This window comes from Tahibacter soli (assembly GCF_025717065.2).
Classification (GTDB): domain Bacteria; phylum Pseudomonadota; class Gammaproteobacteria; order Xanthomonadales; family Rhodanobacteraceae; genus Tahibacter; species Tahibacter soli.
In genome coordinates this window covers 566,384-584,782 of record NZ_JAOVZO020000003.1, presented here as the reverse complement: position 1 = coordinate 584,782, position 18,399 = coordinate 566,384, and the positions used below count along the sequence as shown (strand labels likewise).

Genomic DNA, 18,399 nt, shown 5'->3' with positions numbered 1-18,399 from the left:
CGGTCCGCCGGCAGTATCGGCAGCCCGGCAGGGTTTGCCAAGCGCGCTACGGAGCCGTACCGCGCGATGTTTACATTTATTGCGGAGCCGTCAGTGCCGGCAGTTTTCGTCGTGGCGATGCGACAGGCGCAGATTGACGATATGCGCGAGCGCGACGAGCGTGCCGCCGCAGGTGACCAGCGCGGCATGCAGCGTGGTCGCGCGCTCGAAATCGACGAGCACGCCGGCAAGCAGCAACGCGACGCCGGGAAACAGCAGCGCCAGCGCCTTGCCGCTGCCGTGGCGGCGAAAGCCGAGCACGAGCATCGTCGTCGCGAGCGTGCACGCGAACACGACGAAACCGCGCTCGATCGCATGGTCGGCGAGAAAGCCGAGGCCCAGCGCCGGCAGGATCGCGATCACGAACGGCAGCAGCGCGCAATGCACGGCGCACAGGAACGAGGCGGTCGCGCCGAAACGATCGGCGAGCGCCGCGAAACGGCGGGGCGGGGTCGCACCGGCCCCGGTCGAGGTCGGCAGGGAGTCGTTCGAATTCACGCAGGCGGCTTCAGATGACATGACCGTTCGTATCGGCGGCGGGATGGAGCATGACTTCCGACAGACTGTCGCGCATGCGATTTGATACAGTATAACATAGCTATCGCTAACCCGTATCCGTTCCCGTAACTCGGAGTTTTCATGAACAAGACACTGCTTGCGCTGGCCGTCGGCACCCTGCTCGGCGCGGTTGCGGCCGGCGAAGCCCGGGCCGACGCCGCGCCGGCCGACGCCGCCGGGCCCGCCGAAGACGGCGGCACGCGCAACTCGCCGCAGGAAGCGCACAAGCTCGACGAAGTTGAGGTCACCGCGCTGCCGATCAAGCAGACCGCCGACGAAGTGATCGCGCCGGTCACCGTGCTCACGGGCGCGGCGCTCGACGACGCGAAGGCCGGCACGATCGGCGAAACGGTCGCCAAGCAGCCCGGCGTGCAGACCACGTATTTCGGACCCGGCGTCGGCCGCCCGGTGATTCGCGGCCTCGACGGCGCGCGCGTCGGCGTGCTGTCGAACGGCGCGAGTTCGGGCGACGTGTCGACGGTAAGCCAGGATCACGCGGTCGCGATCGAACCGTTTCTCGCCGACCAGATCGAAGTGCTCAAGGGACCGGCGACGCTGCTGTTCGGCTCGGGCGCGATCGGCGGCGTGGTCAACGTCGTCGACGGCCGCATTCCGGACAAGCTGCCCGACCGGGCGTTCTCGGGCCGCGCCGAGCTGCGCGGCAACGACGGCGCGAACGAGCGCACCGGCATGGCGCGCGTCGACATCGGTGCCGGCAGCTTCGCGCTGCACGCCGACGGCACGTATCGCGACACCGACGACTACGACGGTCCGGACGGCAAGATCAAGAACAGTTTCCTGACCACGAAATCGGGTTCGTTCGGCGGCTCGTGGATCGGCGACGCCGGCTTCATCGGGCTTGCCGTCTCGCGCTTTCTCGATCACTACGGCAACCCGGCCGAACCGGGCGATCCGGCGGAGGGCGAAGGCCCGGTCACGCTGCAGCTCGCGCAGACGCGCTACGACGTCAAGGGCGGCCTCAACAACCCGTTCAACGGCGTCGACGCGATCCGCTTCAATTTCAGCCACACCGACTACAGCCACACCGAATTCGAGGGCGACGAAATCGGTACGGTATTTCTCTCCAAATCCAACGAGGGAAGAGTGGAACTCGTGCAGAGCGAACTCGCCGGCTGGCGCGGCGCGTTCGGCATGCAGTTCCTGCGGCGCGACTTCCAGGCGATCGGCGAAGAAGCGTTCGTGCCGCAAACGCTCACGCGCGGCTACGGCGTGTTCGCGATGGAGCAGCGCGAATGGGATCGCTTCAAGCTCGATCTCGGCGCACGCGCCGACAAGCAGTCGAGCGACCCGGTCGACGGCGTCAAGCGCAGCTTCTCGCCGTTCAGCGCGTCGATCGGCCTTGCGTTCAAGCTCGCCGACGACTGGCACCTGAACTTGAACGCCGACCGCGCGCAGCGCGCGCCGGCCGAAGAAGAACTGTTCGCGAACGGCCCGCACGTGGCGACCGAATCGTTCGAGATCGGCCTGCCGGACGCGACGAAGGAAACGTCGAACCAGCTCGAAATCGGCCTGCACTATCACAGCGACTGGCTCGAAGCGAAGCTTTCCGCGTACCAGAACAAGTTCAAAGATTACATTTATCTCGTCGACACCGGCGAAGTCGAAGACGACCTGCCGGTGCGCCAGTGGTCGCAGGGCGACGCGAAGTTCCGCGGCTACGAAGGCGAAGCGCTGTTCAAGCTGTCGGAAGGCGCGACGGGCCACTACGACCTGCGCCTGTGGGGCGATACGGTGCGCGCGAAGCTCGACGACGGCGGCAACCTGCCGCGCATCGCGCCGGGACGCGTCGGCGTCGATCTCAAATGGTCGGCCGACGCATGGCGCGCGAGCGTCGGCGCCGCGCGCTACATGAAGCAGGACAAGACCGCGCAGTTCGAAACGCCGACCGACGGCTTCACGCTCGTCAACGCGCACGTGAGCTACACGTTCGATACGACCGACACGACGAGCTGGGAGCTGTTCGCCGACGGCACGAACCTGACGAACCAGACGGCGCGCCTCGCGACCTCGTACATCAAGGACAAGGCGCCGCTGCCCGGCCGCGCGGTGGCTTTCGGCGTGCGCGCGTTCTTCTGAGGCAAGGTCGATAGCGGGACGAAGGCGGCGCGCGTACCGACGGCGCGCGCCGCCTTCCGCTCGACGCAGGAATTCCGGGCTCCACACCCCTCCGAGTGGCGTGCCGGATCGAAAGGGCTCCCTGGCATCCGCCGGCGGAGCCCTTTCTCTTTGATATCTACTCGAGCCGCAACTGCGTGTCGTCGCCGTCGGGCCGCGTGTCGCCCGCATGCCCGTCGTGCAGACGCGTGCCGAGGCGCATCAGCTGCGCGAATTCGCGCGCGGGCAAAGGCCGCGAGAAGCGGTAGCCCTGCATCACGTCGCACCCCTGCGCGCGCAGGTATGCAAGCTCGGCCTGCGTTTCGATGCCTTCCGCGACGACCTTGAGCCCCATGCGATGCGCAAGTTCGATGATCGAGACCGCGATCAGCGCCGATTCGCGTTCCGTGTCGATGTTGCGCACGAACGACTGGTCGATCTTCAGCGCGTCGATCGGAAACCGGCCGAGGTATCCGAAGCTCGAATAGCCCGTTCCGAAGTCGTCGAGCGACAACTGCACGCCGAGCGATTTGAGTGCCTGCAGGACGCGCGTCGTGCGCTCCAGATCGTCCATCAGCATGCTCTCGGTCAGCTCGAGTTCGACCCGGTCGGCCGGTATCCGGTGTCGCGCGAGCGCCTGCTCGACGACGGCCGCGAGGTCGCTCGCGTGAAACTGCCGCGCCGACACGTTCAAGGCGATACGACAGGCCGGCCACTCCTCCTCGTCGCTCCACGCGCGCAACTGGCGGCACACTTCGTCGACGACCCACGCGCCGATCGGCACGATCAGCCCGGTGGATTCGGCCAGCGGAATGAAACGGTCCGGCAATTCCAGACGGCCGGCCTCGCGCCGCCAGCGGATCAGCGCCTCGGCGCCGCATACCTCGCCGGTGCGCAGGTCGATCTTCGGCTGGTAGTGCAGGACGAACTCGCCGCGTTCGACCGCGCGTCGCAGCGCGCCGTCCATTTCCAGCCGGGCGAGCGCCTCGACGTTCATCGACGCGGTATAGAAGCAGAATCGGTTGCGGCCCTGGTTCTTGGCCTGGCGCAGCGCGGTATCGGCGTCGCGCAGAAGTTCGGCCGCGGTATCGCCGTCCTCCGGGAACGTCGCAATGCCGATGCTCGCGCCGAGAAACAGTTCCGCGCCGCTGGCGATGCGAAACGGAATCGCAAGTTCGGTCAGCACCCGTTGCGCGGTTTCGGCGACGGTGTCGAGGCCGGGCGATTCGAGAACGAGCAGGAACTCGTCGCTGCCGAAGCGGCCGAGCGTGTCCTCGCCGCGCAGGCACGTGCGCAGACGGCGCGCGACGTCGACCAGCAGGTCGTCGCCGACCGTATGGCCGAGGCTGCCGTTGACCGTCCGGAAGCGGTCGAGATTGACGAACAACACGGCGACGCGGCGCTCGCTGCCGCGAGCCTTGTCGAGCGCGTGCTCCAGCCGCGACTGCAGCAGCAGGCGGTTCGGCAGTTCGGTCAGCGGATCGTAGTGCGCGAGGCGGGCGAGCTGCTCCTCGCTGCGGCGCACCTGACTGAGGTCGGTCAGCAAGGCGACGTAGTGCGTCGGCTGCCGGCGTTCGTCGAACACGCACGAGATCGTCACCCAGCACGGATGGATCTCGCCGTTCTTGCGCCGGTTCCACACCTCGCCGAGCCACTGCCCGCCGACGGTCAGGCTCGCCCACAGGCTCTGGAAGAATTCGCGTCCGTGCCGGTCGGAGCGCAGCATGCGCGGATTGCGGCCGAGCGCTTCGGCTTCGGCGTAGCCGGTGATCTGCGTGAACGCGCGATTCACGGCCAGCATGTTGCCGTCGGTGTCGCAGATGATCACGCCCTCGCTCGCGCTCTCGAACACCGTTGCGGCCTGACGCAACGCCTGCTCGGCGGTCTTGCGCGCGTCGATGTCTTCGATCACGGCAATGAAATAGTCGGGCCTGCCGTCCTCGTCGCGCACGAGCGAGACGGTCAGCTGGATCCAGACGAGGCTGCGGTCCTTCCGGACGTATCGCTTTTCCAGTGTGTAGCTCTGTATTTCTCCATCCAGCATGCGGCTCGCGTGCTGCGCATCGGTCGCGAGGTCGTCGGGATGCGTGATGTCCCGCAGGGAAAGCTTCAGCAGTTCGTCGTGCGGGTAGCCGACGATGTCGCACAGCTTGCGGTTCACGCACAGCCAGCGACCGTCCGGCGCGACGTGCGCGATGCCGACGGCCGCCTGCTCGAACGTCGCGCGGAAGCGCTCCTCGACGCTGTACAGGCGCCGCCCGACGCGACGACGCTCCTTGAGCAGCCCGGCGATGCGCGCGAGCAGTTCGTCGACGGAAAAAGGCTTCTGCACGTAGTCCTGCACGCTGTGCCGCAACAGCTGCGCGCGCAGTTCGTCGTCGGCCTTCGCCGTCAGCATGACGATCGGCGTGTCGTCGAGTTCGGGCCGCTGCCGCACGGCCGCGACGAACCGGTCGCCGCTCATGCCCGGCATCATCACGTCCGACAGGATCAGCGCCGGACGCAGCGCGATGGCCGCCTGCAACGCCGCGATGCCGTCGAAAGCGGTCGCGACGCGATAGCGTTCCGCCAGGGACGAGACGATGAACGCGCTCATGTCGCGATTGTCTTCGACGACGAGTACGAGCGGCGCGTCGGCCGGAGCGCTCGCGGGTATTTCCGCAACGGGCACGTCGTCTTGCCCGATGACGTCCCGCGGCAGGTGCCGCATCGCGCTTGCGACAGCGTCCGGTGCCGCCGGCGCCACGTCGATATCGGGCGGCGCCTGCAGCGGCAGCCGTACCGTGAACAGCGCCCCGCCTTCGTGCGCCTGCGACAGGGTCACGTCGCCGTGCTGCAACTGCACGAACTCCCTGACGATCGCAAGACCGAGCCCGGTGCCGCCGCTGCGTCGTTCGGCGCCGTCTTCGACTTGCCGGAAGCGCTCGAAGACCGTTTCGCGCAGCGCGAGCGGCACGCCCGGCCCGCTGTCCGAGACCGTCAGCACGACGTGCCCCGCCGAGTCCGCCTCGGCGTCTTCGTGCCGCAGCGTCACCACGACGTCGCCGCCGTCCGGCACGAACTTGAACGCGTTCGACAGCAGGTTGAGCATGACGCGCTCGCACTTCTCGGCGTCGACTTCGGCGACGAGCGCGGCGGGCGCGTCGATCCGATAGCGGACGCGCCGATCCGCCGAGACGGTGTCGAAGTGCGAGGCGAGCAGGCGCACGAGCCGCGCGAAGTCGACCCGCACGTATCGCAGCGACATGTGCCCGGCGTCGAGCTTGGCGACGTCGAGCAGATTGTCGACCTGGCGATGCAGGAGGCGCGCGTTGCGCTGCATCACCTGCAGCTGGCGCCGCGCCGCGTCGTCGAGCCGCGGCGACGCGAAGAGCTGCGTCATCGGTCCGAGGATCAGCGTCAGCGGCGTGCGCAGCTCGTGGCTCACGTTGGCGAAGAAGCGCGTCTTGAGCTCGTCGAGCTCGCGCGTCCTGCGGTACAGCCGGTCGAGTTCGTCGTTCGCGCGCTTGAGCTGCGCGCTCGTCTCGGCAACTTCGTTCGCTCGCGCGAACACTTCGGTTTCCATCCGCAACGCCTGCTGCCGCAGCGCGTCGTTGATGCGCGTTTCCTCGATCCCCTGCTGCTTGAGCTGCACGAACTCGGTCACGTCCTCGACGCGATGGATGATGTAGTCGAGCCGTCCGTCGTCGGCGAGCACGGGCGTGTTGAGCGGGCTCCAGTAGCGCGATTCGAAGCCGCCACCCTCTTCCGGCGGCTTGCGGATGTCGTACTTCTGCACCGGCATGGCGTCGGGCCGGCGCGTCTGCAGCACGCGCACGAGCGAGGCGCGCAGGTTGCGCACGCCTTCGGCCCCTGGATCGTCGGGATTGTCCGGAAACACGTCGAAGATGCCGCGTCCGACGATGTCCTCGCGCCGCGTCTTCGTCGCGCGCGCGTAGGCGCGATTGACCGCAACGATGCGCAGCTCGGGATCGAGCACGAGGTACAGACCCGGCGCCGCGTCGAACAGGTCGCGGTATTCGGGTTCGGCCACAGGGGCCGTCGTTCGCTGTTCTTGCACGCGCCCTCCCTCTCCGGAGTGCGCCGGGCGTTCCGCCGGCTTGTCGCCGAATCGGATGCGGAACGCGAACCGGTGCACCGGAACGGATGGGCCAGCCCCGCAACCGGCCGCAGTCGCCGTCGACGAACCAGATACCGCGACGATCATTGTATACCTATACGCGATGCCGCAAAACCTTCCGCACCCATACGTTCGACGCGCTGCTGCTGAGCGCCGGCGCTCACACGCTGACGCTGGCCGGTCTGCGCGGTCCGGACGATCACACGCTGTTCGAGGACGACGTGCGCAACCGAGAACGGCATGCAGGCGCCGTCGCCGGCGACGTTCCGCGCGCGATCGGCGACAAGCGCACGATCTACGTCGTCGCGAACGGCGTCGTCGCGGACTTCGAGGACGGCATCGACCGGCGCGCGAGCTTCGTGCCGGTCATCAATCGCACGACGCCGTACACGGTGTACTACGACAACGGACTGCCGCGCCCGGGCCGCGTCTCGCCGTACGACGACTTCAACTTCTACGACATGTTCGACGAACCCGGCGGTCCCGTCACCGGCAAGTTCCGGCTGACGCTGACGCCGGCGCAGAACTGCGCGGCCTACGGCCGGCTCCTGCTGTTGCGCTCCGGCGACGCGTTCGATGCGTTTCTCCTGCGCGCGTCCGGCGCGGAAATCGCGCTCGGTTCCGGGTTGTGCAGCGGCGGCGAAGAAACGACGTTCGTGTTTCCGCCGGGACCGCGCGACGACATCGTCGGCATCGAACTGCGCCAGTCGTCGCCGGTCGGCATTCCGGCCTGCCTGAACTGGCACTTCGGGGCGAGCGGGATGCGGCGTTTCATCCACAGTATCCGCGTGACGCCGTAACGCGGGCGCGGCGGGCGCCGACCGGCACCCGCCGCAGGATCGCGTGTTCTCAGGTCACGCCTTCGCGCAGTCGGCGCAGACGCCGTGCACTTCGAGCGTCTGCGCGCGCGGCTTGAACCCGTGCTCGCGCGCCTGCTCGCCGAGGAGCCTGGCCACGCCCTCGTCGCAGATCTCCACGGCGCTCGCGCACTCGTCACAGATCAGAAACGGCACCTGGTGCGATTCCTCGGGGTGGTGGCACGAGACGTACGCGTTGATCGATTCGAGCTTGTGGATAAAGCTATTTTCGAGCAGAAAGTCGAGCGCGCGATAGACCGTCGGCGGCGCCGCGCCCGCGCGTTCGTCCTTGAGCTTGTCGAGCAGATCGTACGCCTTGACCGGCTTGCCGTTGTCGGCGATCAGCTCGAGCACGCGCAGGCGCAGCGGCGTCAGCCGCAGGCCGCGGCTTTCACACGCCTCGGCCACGGCGCGCACGAAGCCCCGCGCATCGTGCCGATGCTGGTGCGGGCCGTGTTTGTGCTTGGGGTGCGCGTGCGCCGTCATGGCCGGGATCATACGCTAGTGGCCTGTAACAGATGAATCGGAAGAGGGATCGCGAAGGACGCATCGTGCAGGACGCCGCTGCGGAGCGACGCCGATAGCACCCGCTATCGGCCGAGTGAGCAGCAAGTTCTGCGCGGCCGGGACGAGCGAGCTGCTTTCGATTTGTCTGTTGCAGGCCACTACGCTCCGGCGACCGTCATGCGTTCGATCAGGATCGAACCCACCTTGATGTGCGAGCGCGGATCGATGTCGCTGCCGATCGCGACGATGTTCGCGTACATGTCCTTGAGGTTCGACGCGATCGTGATTTCCTCGACCGGATGCACGATCGCACCGTTCTCGACCCAGAAGCCGGCGGCGCCGCGCGAGTAGTCGCCGGTCACGGTGTTGACGCCCTGCCCCATCATTTCGGTGACGAGGAGGCCGGTGCCGAGCTTTTTCAACATTGCGGCAAAATCATCGTCGCCGGTGCTGACGATGAGGTTGTGGATGCCGCCGCAGTTGCCGGTCGAGGCGAGGCCGAGCTTGCGCGCCGAATAGCTCGACAGCACGTAGCGCTGCAGCACGCCGCCTTCGACCAGCGCGCTCTTCGTCGTCGCGACGCCCTCGGCGTCGAACGACGCCGAACCGTGGCCGCGGCGCAGGAACGGATCTTCCACGATGTCGACGAATTCGGGCAGCACGCGCTTGCCTTTCGCGTCGACGAGAAAGCTGGCCTTGCGATACAGCGCACCGCCGCTGACGGCCGACACGAGATGGCCGATCAGGCCGCGCGCGACTTCGGGCGCGAACAGCACCGGGCACTGCCGCGTCGTCAGCGGCTGCGCGCCCAGGCGCGCGAGCGTGCGTTCGGCGGCCTTGCGGCCGAGTTCGGCGGCCGGCATGAAATCGGCTGCCGAGCGCACCGCGTCGTACCAATAGTCGCGCTGCATGCCGGCGTCGTCTTCGGCGAGCAGCGCGACCGACAGCATGTGGCGCGTGCCGCGCTCGCGGCCGACGAAGCCGTGCGAATTGGCGTACACCGACAGCGTCGAACCGACCTCGACCGACGCGCCTTCGGAATTGGTGATGCCCGCCACCGCGCGGCCGGCGTCTTCGATCGCAAGGCCGAGTTCCAGCGCGCGCTCGACGCTCACGTCCCACGGATGCCACAGGTCGAGGTCGGGAAACTCGCGCGCCATGCGCTCGCGGTCGGCGAGGCCGGCGGCGGGGTCTTCCTCGGTGTAGCGCGCGATCGCGCACGCCTGCTCGATCGTCTGCGCGATCGACTCGGGCTTGAGGTCGGCGGTGCTCGCCGAGCCCTTGCGCTTGCCGAAATACACGGTCACGCCGAACGAGCGGTCGCGCGTGTGTTCGATCGTTTCGGTCTCGCCGAGGCGCACGCTGGCGGCGAGGCCGCTATCGACGCTCGCACCGACTTCCGCTTCGCTCGCGCCCGCGGCGATGCAGCGGCGGATCACGTCCTGCGAGAGTTCGGCGAGGCGGTCGAGTTCGACCTGGCTCGCGTCTTGATTGGCGATTTGCGGGTTCACAGCCTATCCTTCGAATCTTGATTCACTGAGACGATCCATGAGCGATCCGGATTTCGACACCGACGACGCCGCGCACGACGAGCCGAGCCGCAGCCAGCGCCGGCGCGAGGCGCTGGCCGTGTTCGACCTCGCCGAGCGCCTGGTCAATCTGTCCGAGACGCAGCTGGCGCACCTGCCGCTCGACGACGATCTGCGCGCGGCGATCATGCACACGCGCCGCATCACGCAGCACATCGCGCGCAAGCGCGAGATCCAGTTCCTCGCCAAGCAGATGCGCCGGCGCGAAGACGAAGAACTCGAAGCGCTGCGCGCCGCCCTCGATCACGACCGCGATCTGTCGCGCCGCGAAACCGCCGAACTGCATCGCCTGGAAGACTGGCGCGAACGCCTGATCGAACAGGGCGACGATGCGCTTTCCGCACTTCTGGAACTGTTTCCCCACGCCGACCGGCAGCACCTGCGCACGCTGGCGCGCCAGGCGCGCGTCGAGCGCAACGAGAACCGTCCGCCGCACGCGTTCCGCGAGCTGTTTCGCGAGCTGCGCGAACTGTTCGCGGTGAACGACGAGCAGGAATAAGCAAGCCGCTCAAGCCGCCGTGCCACCGACGGTCATCGCGTCGATGCGCAGCGTCGGCTGACCGACGCCGACCGGCACGCTCTGGCCGTCCTTGCCGCACACGCCGACGCCTTCGTCGAGGTGCAGGTCGTTGCCGATCATCGACACGCGCGTGAGCACTTCGGGCCCCGAGCCGATCAGCGTCGCGCCCTTGACCGGACGCGTCACCTTGCCGTCTTCGATGAGGTACGCCTCGCTCGCCGAGAACACGAACTTGCCGTTGGTGATGTCGACCTGGCCGCCGCCGAAGTTCACCGCGTACAGGCCGCGCTTGACCGACGCGATGATCTCGGCCGGATCGCGTTCTCCCGCGAGCATGTAGGTGTTCGTCATGCGCGGCATCGGCAGGTGCGCGAACGACTCGCGCCGGCCGTTGCCGGTCGGACGCTGGCCCATCAGGCGCGCGTTGAGCTTGTCCTGCATGTAGCCCTTCAGGATGCCGTCTTCGATCAGCACGGTGCGCTCGGTCGGCACGCCTTCGTCGTCGATGCTGAGCGAACCGCGGCGGCTCGACAAAGTACCGTCGTCCACAACGGTAACGCCGGGTGCCGCGACGCGCTCGCCCATGCGGCCGGAGAACGCGGACGTGCCCTTGCGGTTGAAGTCGCCTTCGAGGCCGTGGCCGATCGCTTCGTGCAGCAGCACGCCGGGCCAGCCCGGGCCGAGCACGACGGTCATGCTGCCGGCCGGCGCGTCCACCGCGTCGAGATTGACGAGCGCCAGTCGCACCGCTTCGCGCGCCCAGGCGTGCGCGCGGCCTTCGGCCAGGAGTTCGGCGTAGTCGTAGCGACCGCCGCCGCCGGCATGGCCCTGTTCGCGCCGGCCGTTCTGTTCGGCGATCACCTGCACGTTGAAGCGCACGAGCGGGCGCACGTCGGCGCCGAGCGTGCCGTCGGCCGCGGCCACGAGCACGGTGTCGAGCGCCGCCGACAGGCTGACGACGACCTGCGTCACGCGCGGATCGAGCGAACGCGCGTACGCGTCGATTTTGCGCAGCACGGCGATCTTGTCGGCGTTGCCGAGGCTGTCGACGGGATCGACCGGTCGATACAGCGAGCGCCCCGAAGCGAGCGCGAGCGCCTTGCCGACGCCGTTCGCGCCGGCCTTGGCGACCGCGCGCGCCGCGCCGGCCGCGTCGAGCAGCTGCGGCAGCACGATGTCGTCGGAATACGCAAAGCCGGTCTTCTCGCCCGAGAGCGCGCGCACGCCGACGCCCTGTTCGATCGAATGGCTGCCTTCCTTGACGATGCCGTCTTCGAGCATCCAGTACTCGGACCGGGAGTGCTGGAAATACAGGTCCGCGGCGTCGACGCCGGGCCCCATGATGCGCGCGAAGACGCGGTCGAGCTGGCCGGTATCGAGGCCGCCGGGGCGCAACAAACGGTCGCTGGCCTGCGCGATCAGAGAATTCATTCGGGGTTTTCCGGACGGTGCGATGCGGGTGAAATAGGGGCGGAACGGTAGGCCACAACCCCCGCGCGAGGCAAGCCGGCGACCGCCGGCTTGCGCAAGTGCCCGATCGTGCTGCGAAAAACACCGGGGCGCTCAGTCGAAATGGTCGGCGAAGAGCAGATCGCCGACGAGCGCGACCTGCGTCGACCAGTACGTCGACAGCACGTCGTACGGATTGTCCTGCGCGTGCGCACGCACGTCGTCGGTGACGTACAACCATTGCGCGCCGCGCGCGAACGCGCGGCTCATCGACACGCGGATGCGCATCGGCGTCGTCGCGCCGTGCGCGATGAAGCCGAGCGCCGCGGCGTTCGGCGCGCCGAGCCAGACGGGCGCGACGTAGCCGTGGTTGAACGGCGTGTCGTAGTCCTCGCGCGCGACCATGACGTCGAACGCGGCGCCGTAGTCGGCTGCGGTGTAGGTCGTCTGGTTCGTCGGATTGGTCGTACCGGCGACGCCGGGATTGCCGATCGCGACGGCGTTCGCGTCGAAGGTGCGCAGGTAGGCGACGAGGCCGCGGTAGTAGCCGACGTTCGCGAGGTCCGGCGAGACGTTGTCGAAGAACACGCCGTCGGGCCGCAGCGCGAGGCCGCGCCAGTACGCGCCGCTGTAGTAGCGCGCGATGTCGGCGCGCACGAGCGCGGGATCGCGCGTCGCGTCGGCCGTGTAGACGTAGCCGACGACGCGCGCCTGCGTCTGCAGCAGCGTGCGCAGCGGCCCCTGCCCGTTCGTGCCGACGTAGTTCGGATCGATCGGCGAGGCACCCGGCCCGTTGTGCGGATTGAAGATCACCGCCAGTTCGTCCGGCCGCGCCTGCGCCGCCGCGATCAGCGTCGACCACATCGCCGGCCCGGCCCGGCAGCAGGGATTTTCGTAGGCAGGAACGAGCCAGCGCAGCGGCGCGGCGTTCTGCGCCACGGCCGGGGCCGACGAAAAGACAAATACACAAGACAAAAACACAGCTCGAACGTGACCGGTCATGACGCGCTCCAATGGGCATCGGAGCGCGCGGCTGCAACGCGCGCCAGGAAGTGAACTACTTGATTTCTACCCCCGGTCGCGATCGATCATCCGCGCGCGCCGGATACGCGTCAAGGCGTCACTTCTTGACCGGCTGCTCGGCAGCCTTCGACTTGCGCGCGCGCTCCTTGGAGATGAGCTTGATGTCGGGTTTGTCCCAGCTGCCGCCGACGTGGTAGCGCGCGCTCGTCACCTGGTTGATCGCCTTGTTGAACAGCGTCTGCACCGCGAGCCCCGCCGCCGCGCCGGCGGGGCCGCCGGCGAGCGCGCCGACGACCGTGAACGTGCCGCCCACGCGCGGCGTGACGACCATCTGCTGGTCGTAGTCCTTCGCCTTCAGGCCCGTGCGGCCGCTGATGCGGATGTCGGCGGCGGGGCTCGCGATGTGCAGGTTCTGCGTGTACGCGCTGCCGTCGCGCAGGTCGAATTCGCCGGCGATCGACGTGAAGCTCATGCCGGTCTTGAAGAAGTCGCCGAAGTCGAGCGCCAGGCGGCGCGGAATCTCGCGCACCGAGAACAGGCCGAAGATGCGCCCGACGCCGGGCTCGACGTCGAGCACGCGGCCTTCGTTGACGTTGAGCTTGAGTTTTCCGTCGAGCCGCGACGGCGAAAACGTCGCGGGCGATCCGGCCCAGCTCGCGTCGATGTGCGCGAGCGTCTGGCCGCCGTCGAACAGGCCCGAGAAGCCGAGCGACGAGAGCATGCGGCCGATGTCTTCGGCGGTCAGGTCCATGTCGATCGCCGTCTTGTGCGTGCGCCCGTCGCCGGTCCACTCGCCGCGCGCGTGCATCTGCAGCGACGGCGAGCGCGTGTCGAACTGGTCGATGCGCATGCCGTTGCCGGCCGGCACGCTTTCCAGGCGCGTTTCGCCGAACACCGCCGTGCCCAGACGAAAGTCGCCGATCGCGACGTGCAAAGGAGGAATGGTGGACGGCGCGACCCCGTCGAGCGGATCGGTCTGCGCCGCGCCCGGCGCCGGCTTCGGCGACTCGGGCCAGTGCAGCCGGTCGAGCTGCACGGTGATTCCGCTCTTGACGATGTCGGCCTTCGGCACGTGCACCGTGCCCGCGATCGTCGGGCCGGTGAAGACGAAACCGACCCCGTCGGGCCGGTCGTCGATCTTGAAGCCGACGTCGCGGAACTCGCCGCCGCCGATGCGCGCGCGGTCCGCGCTGAGATCGACGCTCGTGATGAGATCAGGCCCCGCACCGAAGCCGACGCCGGTCCAGCCAGAAAGGTCGATCAGCGACGCGTGCCCGCTGACCGCGATGCCGTCGTTCGGCACGGTCTGCGGCATCGCATCGCCGAGCGCGAGTGTCGCGGCGAACGTCGAGCGGCTCGGCGACGGCAGCCGTCCGCGCAGGCGCGCGACGTCGCCAAGCGCGATCGTGATCGGACTGCCCTCGACGGGCAGGTTCAACGCGATGTCGATCGGCATCGCGTCGCCCTCGAGCTTGTCGAGCGGCGCCGGCAGTTGGATCGCCGTGCCGCGCAGTTCCGAGCGCAGCCGCAGCGTCGTCGCCTTGTCGGCCGCGCCGGGGCGCGGAATCGCGACCTCCGCGGTCCAGTCGGAACTGCCCGGGAATTTCGGCCACCAGGCCTTGAGCGTCTGGAAGTCGGCAAACACGACCGACATCGGCAGATTACCTTCGAGCTTCGCCTCGACCGCGTTGCTCCGTTCGACCGTGCCGTCGCCGACGGCGACCGTGAAGCGCGCCGGCACGTCGCGGTAGCGGATCGCGAACGGCCCGCCGACGAAGCCGCCGTCGTCGAACTTGAGTTTGCCGGTGGCGCCGGCGAAATCGACGTTCCACTTTTTCGCTTCCATCCGCGCGTCGGTGAGGTCGACCTCGCCGTGGATCTTGCCGGGCACTTCGGGTTTGAGCGGCAGGTCGAGGCGGAACTTCAGCGCGCCGCGTCCGCCGATCGCGATGCCCTTGAGCTCGTCGGCGTAGCGCTCGCCGAGCGGCGATGCGTGCAGCACGTCGAGCAGTTCGGGCCCGCCGCCCTCGCCTTCGACGTCGAGTTCGAGCACCGCGTCCTTGAAGTCGGGAATCACCGCGACGGCGCTGCTCGCATGCGCGCCGAGCACGTTGCCGCTCGCTTGCGCGCGCAGGCCGTTGTTGACGAACTCGGCGACCGTGGCGACGCCTTCGGCGCGCGGCCACTTGCCGGGGCTGTAGTCGAGCGTGAGTCCGGAGATCTCCACGCGCGCGTCGAAGCGGCCGCCGAGGTCGCGGAACGGCCAGTCGTCGAGATCGCCGCGCACCGTGGCGCGCGCGTTGTCGATCGTGCCCGCGATGAGCCCTTGCTCGAGCCACTTCGTCGTGTTCGGGCCAAGATCGCCGATCGGCAGAAAATAATGCGCGGCCCGCACGTCGGCATAGGCGACCAGCGCATACAGATCGAGCAGCGGCTTGGTGCCGTCGTCGGGCAGCTCGATGCCGCCGCGCGCCTGCAGCGCGTAGCCGTTGCCTTCGAGATCGAGCGCGTCGGTCTCCACGCGCCAGGCGCCGTCGATGCGAAATGCCGCGATGTCGCCGCCGAAGCGCGACAGCAAGAACGGCTCGCGGAATTTGCGCGGATACCGCACGACGGCCGCCTGCTCCGGCACGTGCAGGACGATCGCGCCGGCGTCGCCCATGATCTGCGCGTCGAGCCGGTCGACGCCGGGCTTCTTGCCGACCGACGCGAGCGACAGGCCCGCGAGCTTCGCCGAGAGGTCGAAGTCGCCGCCGTCGCACGCGCCGCCGCAGCGCGCGGCGGCGTCGAGTATCTGTCCGCGCGGCGACGCCTCGGCGAGCCATTCGCGCAATCCGTCGGAGGCGAGGCCCGGCAGCGCGGCCAGCGCCGCCAGCGTCGATAAATCCAGTTGTTGCGATGTGAACCGATACTCCGGCGCGCCCGCGGCATCGGTACCGGCGACGACGCTCGCCTGCGTCTCCGGCGGCTCGCGCGCGTCGCGCGCGGCGCGCAGTTTCGCCACGTCGAAGCGCCAGCCGTTCGCGGCGCGGCGCCAGCTGGCGATGCCGGACACGCGCGCAAGGCCGGTCGCGAGCGGCGCCGGTGCGTCGCGCGCGGCAGCGTCGGGGACGACGTCGAGGCCCGCGACGTCGAACGACACTTGCGCCGAATCGATCGCCCCGGCGCGCAGATCGGCCCACACCTGCACGCGGCCGCTGCCGCCGCCCAGGCGCAGGTCGCGCGCCGAGAAGCCGTCGAGCAGCGCGGCGAAATCGGTATCGCGCGCACCGAGATACGCGCGGCCGGACTGTCCGGCGGCGTCGTAGTCGGCAATCACTTCGAGCGGGCGACCGGTGCTGCCGTCGCGGCGCACGAGGCCGAGCAGTCGATGGCGCTCGCCCCAGTTCAACAGGCGCAATTCGTCGGCGCGCACGACGACGTCGAGCGACTGCGACGAATCGACCACGCGCACGCGCGCGTTGCGCACGACGAGCGCACCGAGCATCAGCAACGGATTGTCGCCCTCGCTCGCCGCCGCGTCGCCGCCGGTCAGGCCGGAGACGTTCCAGCGGCCGTCGTCGCCGCGCGTGAGCGAAAGGTCGAGGCCGATCAGACGGAACTCGCTGAAGCGCCGGTTACTGCGCGCCCAGGCCGAAAAGTCGAGCGCGATCTCGGCTTGGGGAATCACCAGCGGCGGCGACGCCACGTCGACGGCGGCGATGTGCACGCCCTCCAGGCGCAGCACCGGACCGACGCCGGCCCATTCGCCGTGTACTTCGTCGATGCTGACCGGACGCTGCAGCCGCTCGCTCAGGAACGCAGCGACACGCTCGGGATGCGCCGCGATATGCGGCAGCAGCGCCTGCACGAGCGCGACGACGACCGCCGCGACGATGATCAGCGTCGCGCACGTGAACGTCAGCGCCAGCCGCAGGCGTCGCAGCCGGCGGCGCCAGGGCGTCACCGCCGCCGCTCCGTCGCCGCGAGGCGGCTACAGGAGGACGACATCGAACTGCTCCTGCGAGTAGTGCTCTTCGGGCTGGAAGCGGATCGTCTTGCGCACGAACTCCTCGAGTTCGGCGACGGCGGCCGATTCTTCGTCGAGGATGCGGCTGACGACCTTCGGCGCGGCCAGCACGAGCAGCTTCTCGGCGTCGAACTGGCGCACCGCGCGCGTGATCTCGCGGAAGATTTCGTAGGTCACGGTCTCGGCGGTCTTCAGGCTGCCGCGACCGCCGCACTCGGGGCACGGCTCGCACAGCTGGCGCTCCAGGCTTTCCATGGTGCGCTTGCGGGTCATTTCGACGAGGCCGAGCGGCGACATGTCGTAGACCGTCGTCTTGGCGTGGTCGCGCGATAGCGCTTTTTCCAAAGTGCGCAGAACCTGGCGTTTGTGCTCCTCGTCGGTCATGTCGATGAAATCGATGATGATGATGCCGCCGAGATTGCGCAGGCGCAGCTGGCGCGCGGCCGCCTGCGCCGCTTCGAGGTTCGTCTTGTAGACGGTTTCCTCGAGGTTGCGATGGCCGAGGAAGCCGCCGGTGTTGACGTCGACCGTCGTCATCGCTTCGGTCTGGTCGACGATGAGATAGCCTCCGGATTTGAGCGGCACTTCCTTTTTCAGCGCGCGCTGGATTTCGTCCTCGACGCCGTACAGGTCGAAGATCGGCCGTTCGCCGGGATAGTGTTCGATGCGCTCGACGAGTTCGGGCATGAACTGCTGTGCGAAATGCAGCGTCTTGTCGAAGGTTTCGCGCGAATCGACGCGCACCTTCTCGATGTCGCGCCGCATGAGGTCGCGCAGCGCGCGCATCGACAGCGGCAGATCCTCGTAGATGCGCTCGCCGACCTTCGCCGCAGCGATGCCTTCCTGCACCGCCTGCCACAGGCGGCCGAGATAGTCGACGTCCTCGGCCAGCGCCTCGTCGCTCTGCCCGTCGGCGTTCGTGCGCACGATATAGCCGAGCTGGCTGTCGCGGCCGAGCGCCTGCAGCGTTTCCTTCAGGCGCGCGCGCTCGCCGTCGTCCTCGATGCGCACCGATACGCCGACCATGCGCGAATACGGCAGCAGCACGAGATAGCGCGACGGGATCGACAAGTGCGTCGTCAGGCGCGCGCCCTTGCCGCCGATCGGATCCTTGACCACCTGCACGACCACTTCGTGGCCTTCGCGCACGAGATCGAGGATCGGCGGCGTGGCGGCCGGCTGCCCGCCGCCGTTTTCGCCGGCGTCGCCGACGAGCGAGGGCGCCGCGCGCACGATGTCCGACGCGTGCAGGAACGCCGCGCGCTCGAGGCCGATTTCGACGAACGCCGCCTGCATGCCGGGCATGACGCGGCTGACCTTGCCTTTGTAGATATTGCCGACATAGCCGCGGCGCAGCGCACGCTCGATGTGCACTTCCTGCAGCATGCCGTTTTCGACCACCGCGACGCGGGTTTCGCGCGGGGTGACGTTGATCAGGATTTCTTCGCTCACTAGTGGCCCGTAACTGTTGAAGCGGTAGATGGCCGGCGCAGTGCCGCGGACGGATGGCGCCGGTCTGGAGCTAATCCGATAGTACCCACTGTCGGATGAGTGAAGACCAAGCCAGACGTTCGCAGAACAAGCCGGACGCCAGCGATTCGACAGTTGCGGGC

At 68.4% G+C, this 18,399-nt stretch carries 11 protein-coding genes; 3 read left to right on the top strand and 8 right to left on the bottom strand.

Annotated features, from left to right (window positions below; translation table 11 throughout):
• Positions 1-90: 90 nt before the first annotated feature.
• Entirely contained in the window at positions 91-558 is a 468-nt protein-coding gene (locus OD750_RS05080; RefSeq protein ID WP_263543184.1) for a MerC domain-containing protein, read from the bottom strand.
• Positions 559-678: 120 nt separating this feature from the next.
• On the opposite strand from OD750_RS05080, the gene OD750_RS05075 reads away from it, so the two are divergent.
• Complete coding sequence (locus OD750_RS05075) at positions 679-2,694, top strand: TonB-dependent receptor (RefSeq protein WP_263543183.1); 2,016 nt, start codon at positions 679-681, stop codon at positions 2,692-2,694.
• Positions 2,695-2,851: 157 nt separating this feature from the next.
• On the opposite strand, the gene OD750_RS05070 is transcribed toward OD750_RS05075, so the two are convergent.
• The gene (locus OD750_RS05070; protein WP_263543182.1) at positions 2,852-6,745 is read right to left on the bottom strand and encodes an EAL domain-containing protein; all 3,894 of its coding nucleotides are present in this window, start codon (positions 6,743-6,745) and stop codon (positions 2,852-2,854) included.
• A 113-nt stretch (positions 6,746-6,858) separates the two neighbouring features.
• Between OD750_RS05070 and OD750_RS05065 the strand changes: the two genes are divergently transcribed.
• Positions 6,859-7,632 carry a hypothetical protein gene (locus OD750_RS05065; RefSeq protein ID WP_263543181.1) on the top strand — a complete coding sequence of 258 codons (774 nt, stop codon included), beginning with the start codon at positions 6,859-6,861 and terminating at the stop codon, positions 7,630-7,632.
• 54 nt (positions 7,633-7,686) lie between these two features.
• On the opposite strand, the gene OD750_RS05060 is transcribed toward OD750_RS05065, so the two are convergent.
• Both OD750_RS05060 and pmbA read right to left on the bottom strand, forming a co-directional pair.
• Positions 7,687-8,175, bottom strand: a complete 489-nt coding sequence (locus tag OD750_RS05060) for a transcriptional repressor (RefSeq protein WP_263543180.1) — start codon at positions 8,173-8,175, stop codon at positions 7,687-7,689.
• A 179-nt stretch (positions 8,176-8,354) separates the two neighbouring features.
• Positions 8,355-9,707, bottom strand: coding sequence for a metalloprotease PmbA (gene pmbA / locus OD750_RS05055; protein WP_263543179.1), 1,353 nt, complete (start codon positions 9,705-9,707; stop codon positions 8,355-8,357).
• A 37-nt stretch (positions 9,708-9,744) separates the two neighbouring features.
• On the opposite strand from pmbA, the gene yjgA reads away from it, so the two are divergent.
• Positions 9,745-10,284 carry a ribosome biogenesis factor YjgA gene (gene yjgA / locus OD750_RS05050; protein WP_263543178.1) on the top strand — a complete coding sequence of 180 codons (540 nt, stop codon included), beginning with the start codon at positions 9,745-9,747 and terminating at the stop codon, positions 10,282-10,284.
• A gap of 9 nt (positions 10,285-10,293) precedes the next feature.
• On the opposite strand, the gene tldD is transcribed toward yjgA, so the two are convergent.
• From tldD to rng, 4 genes are all read right to left on the bottom strand, one after another.
• The gene (tldD, locus tag OD750_RS05045; protein WP_263543177.1) at positions 10,294-11,736 is read right to left on the bottom strand and encodes a metalloprotease TldD; all 1,443 of its coding nucleotides are present in this window, start codon (positions 11,734-11,736) and stop codon (positions 10,294-10,296) included.
• A 132-nt stretch (positions 11,737-11,868) separates the two neighbouring features.
• Positions 11,869-12,693, bottom strand: a complete 825-nt coding sequence (locus OD750_RS05040; RefSeq protein WP_263543176.1) for a spherulation-specific family 4 protein — start codon at positions 12,691-12,693, stop codon at positions 11,869-11,871.
• A gap of 181 nt (positions 12,694-12,874) precedes the next feature.
• Entirely contained in the window at positions 12,875-16,723 is a 3,849-nt protein-coding gene (locus OD750_RS05035; RefSeq protein ID WP_263543175.1) for a YhdP family protein, read from the bottom strand.
• Positions 16,724-16,750: 27 nt separating this feature from the next.
• The gene (rng, locus tag OD750_RS05030) at positions 16,751-18,238 is read right to left on the bottom strand and encodes a ribonuclease G (protein WP_263543174.1); all 1,488 of its coding nucleotides are present in this window, start codon (positions 18,236-18,238) and stop codon (positions 16,751-16,753) included.
• Positions 18,239-18,399: the final 161 nt, after the last annotated feature.

What these genes read in the sequence shown, in the direction of transcription:
- OD750_RS05075 (WP_263543183.1), top strand. Translation starts at nt 679, where the DNA reads ATGAACAAGACACTGCTTGCGCTGGCCGTCGGCACCCTGCTCGGCGCG.
- yjgA (WP_263543178.1), top strand. Translation starts at nt 9,745, where the DNA reads ATGAGCGATCCGGATTTCGACACCGACGACGCCGCGCACGACGAGCCG.
- OD750_RS05065 (WP_263543181.1), top strand. Translation starts at nt 6,859, where the DNA reads ATGGGCCAGCCCCGCAACCGGCCGCAGTCGCCGTCGACGAACCAGATA.
- OD750_RS05080 (WP_263543184.1), bottom strand. Translation starts at nt 558, where the DNA reads ATGTCATCTGAAGCCGCCTGCGTGAATTCGAACGACTCCCTGCCGACC.
- OD750_RS05060 (WP_263543180.1), bottom strand. Translation starts at nt 8,175, where the DNA reads ATGACGGCGCACGCGCACCCCAAGCACAAACACGGCCCGCACCAGCAT.
- tldD (WP_263543177.1), bottom strand. Translation starts at nt 11,736, where the DNA reads ATGAATTCTCTGATCGCGCAGGCCAGCGACCGTTTGTTGCGCCCCGGC.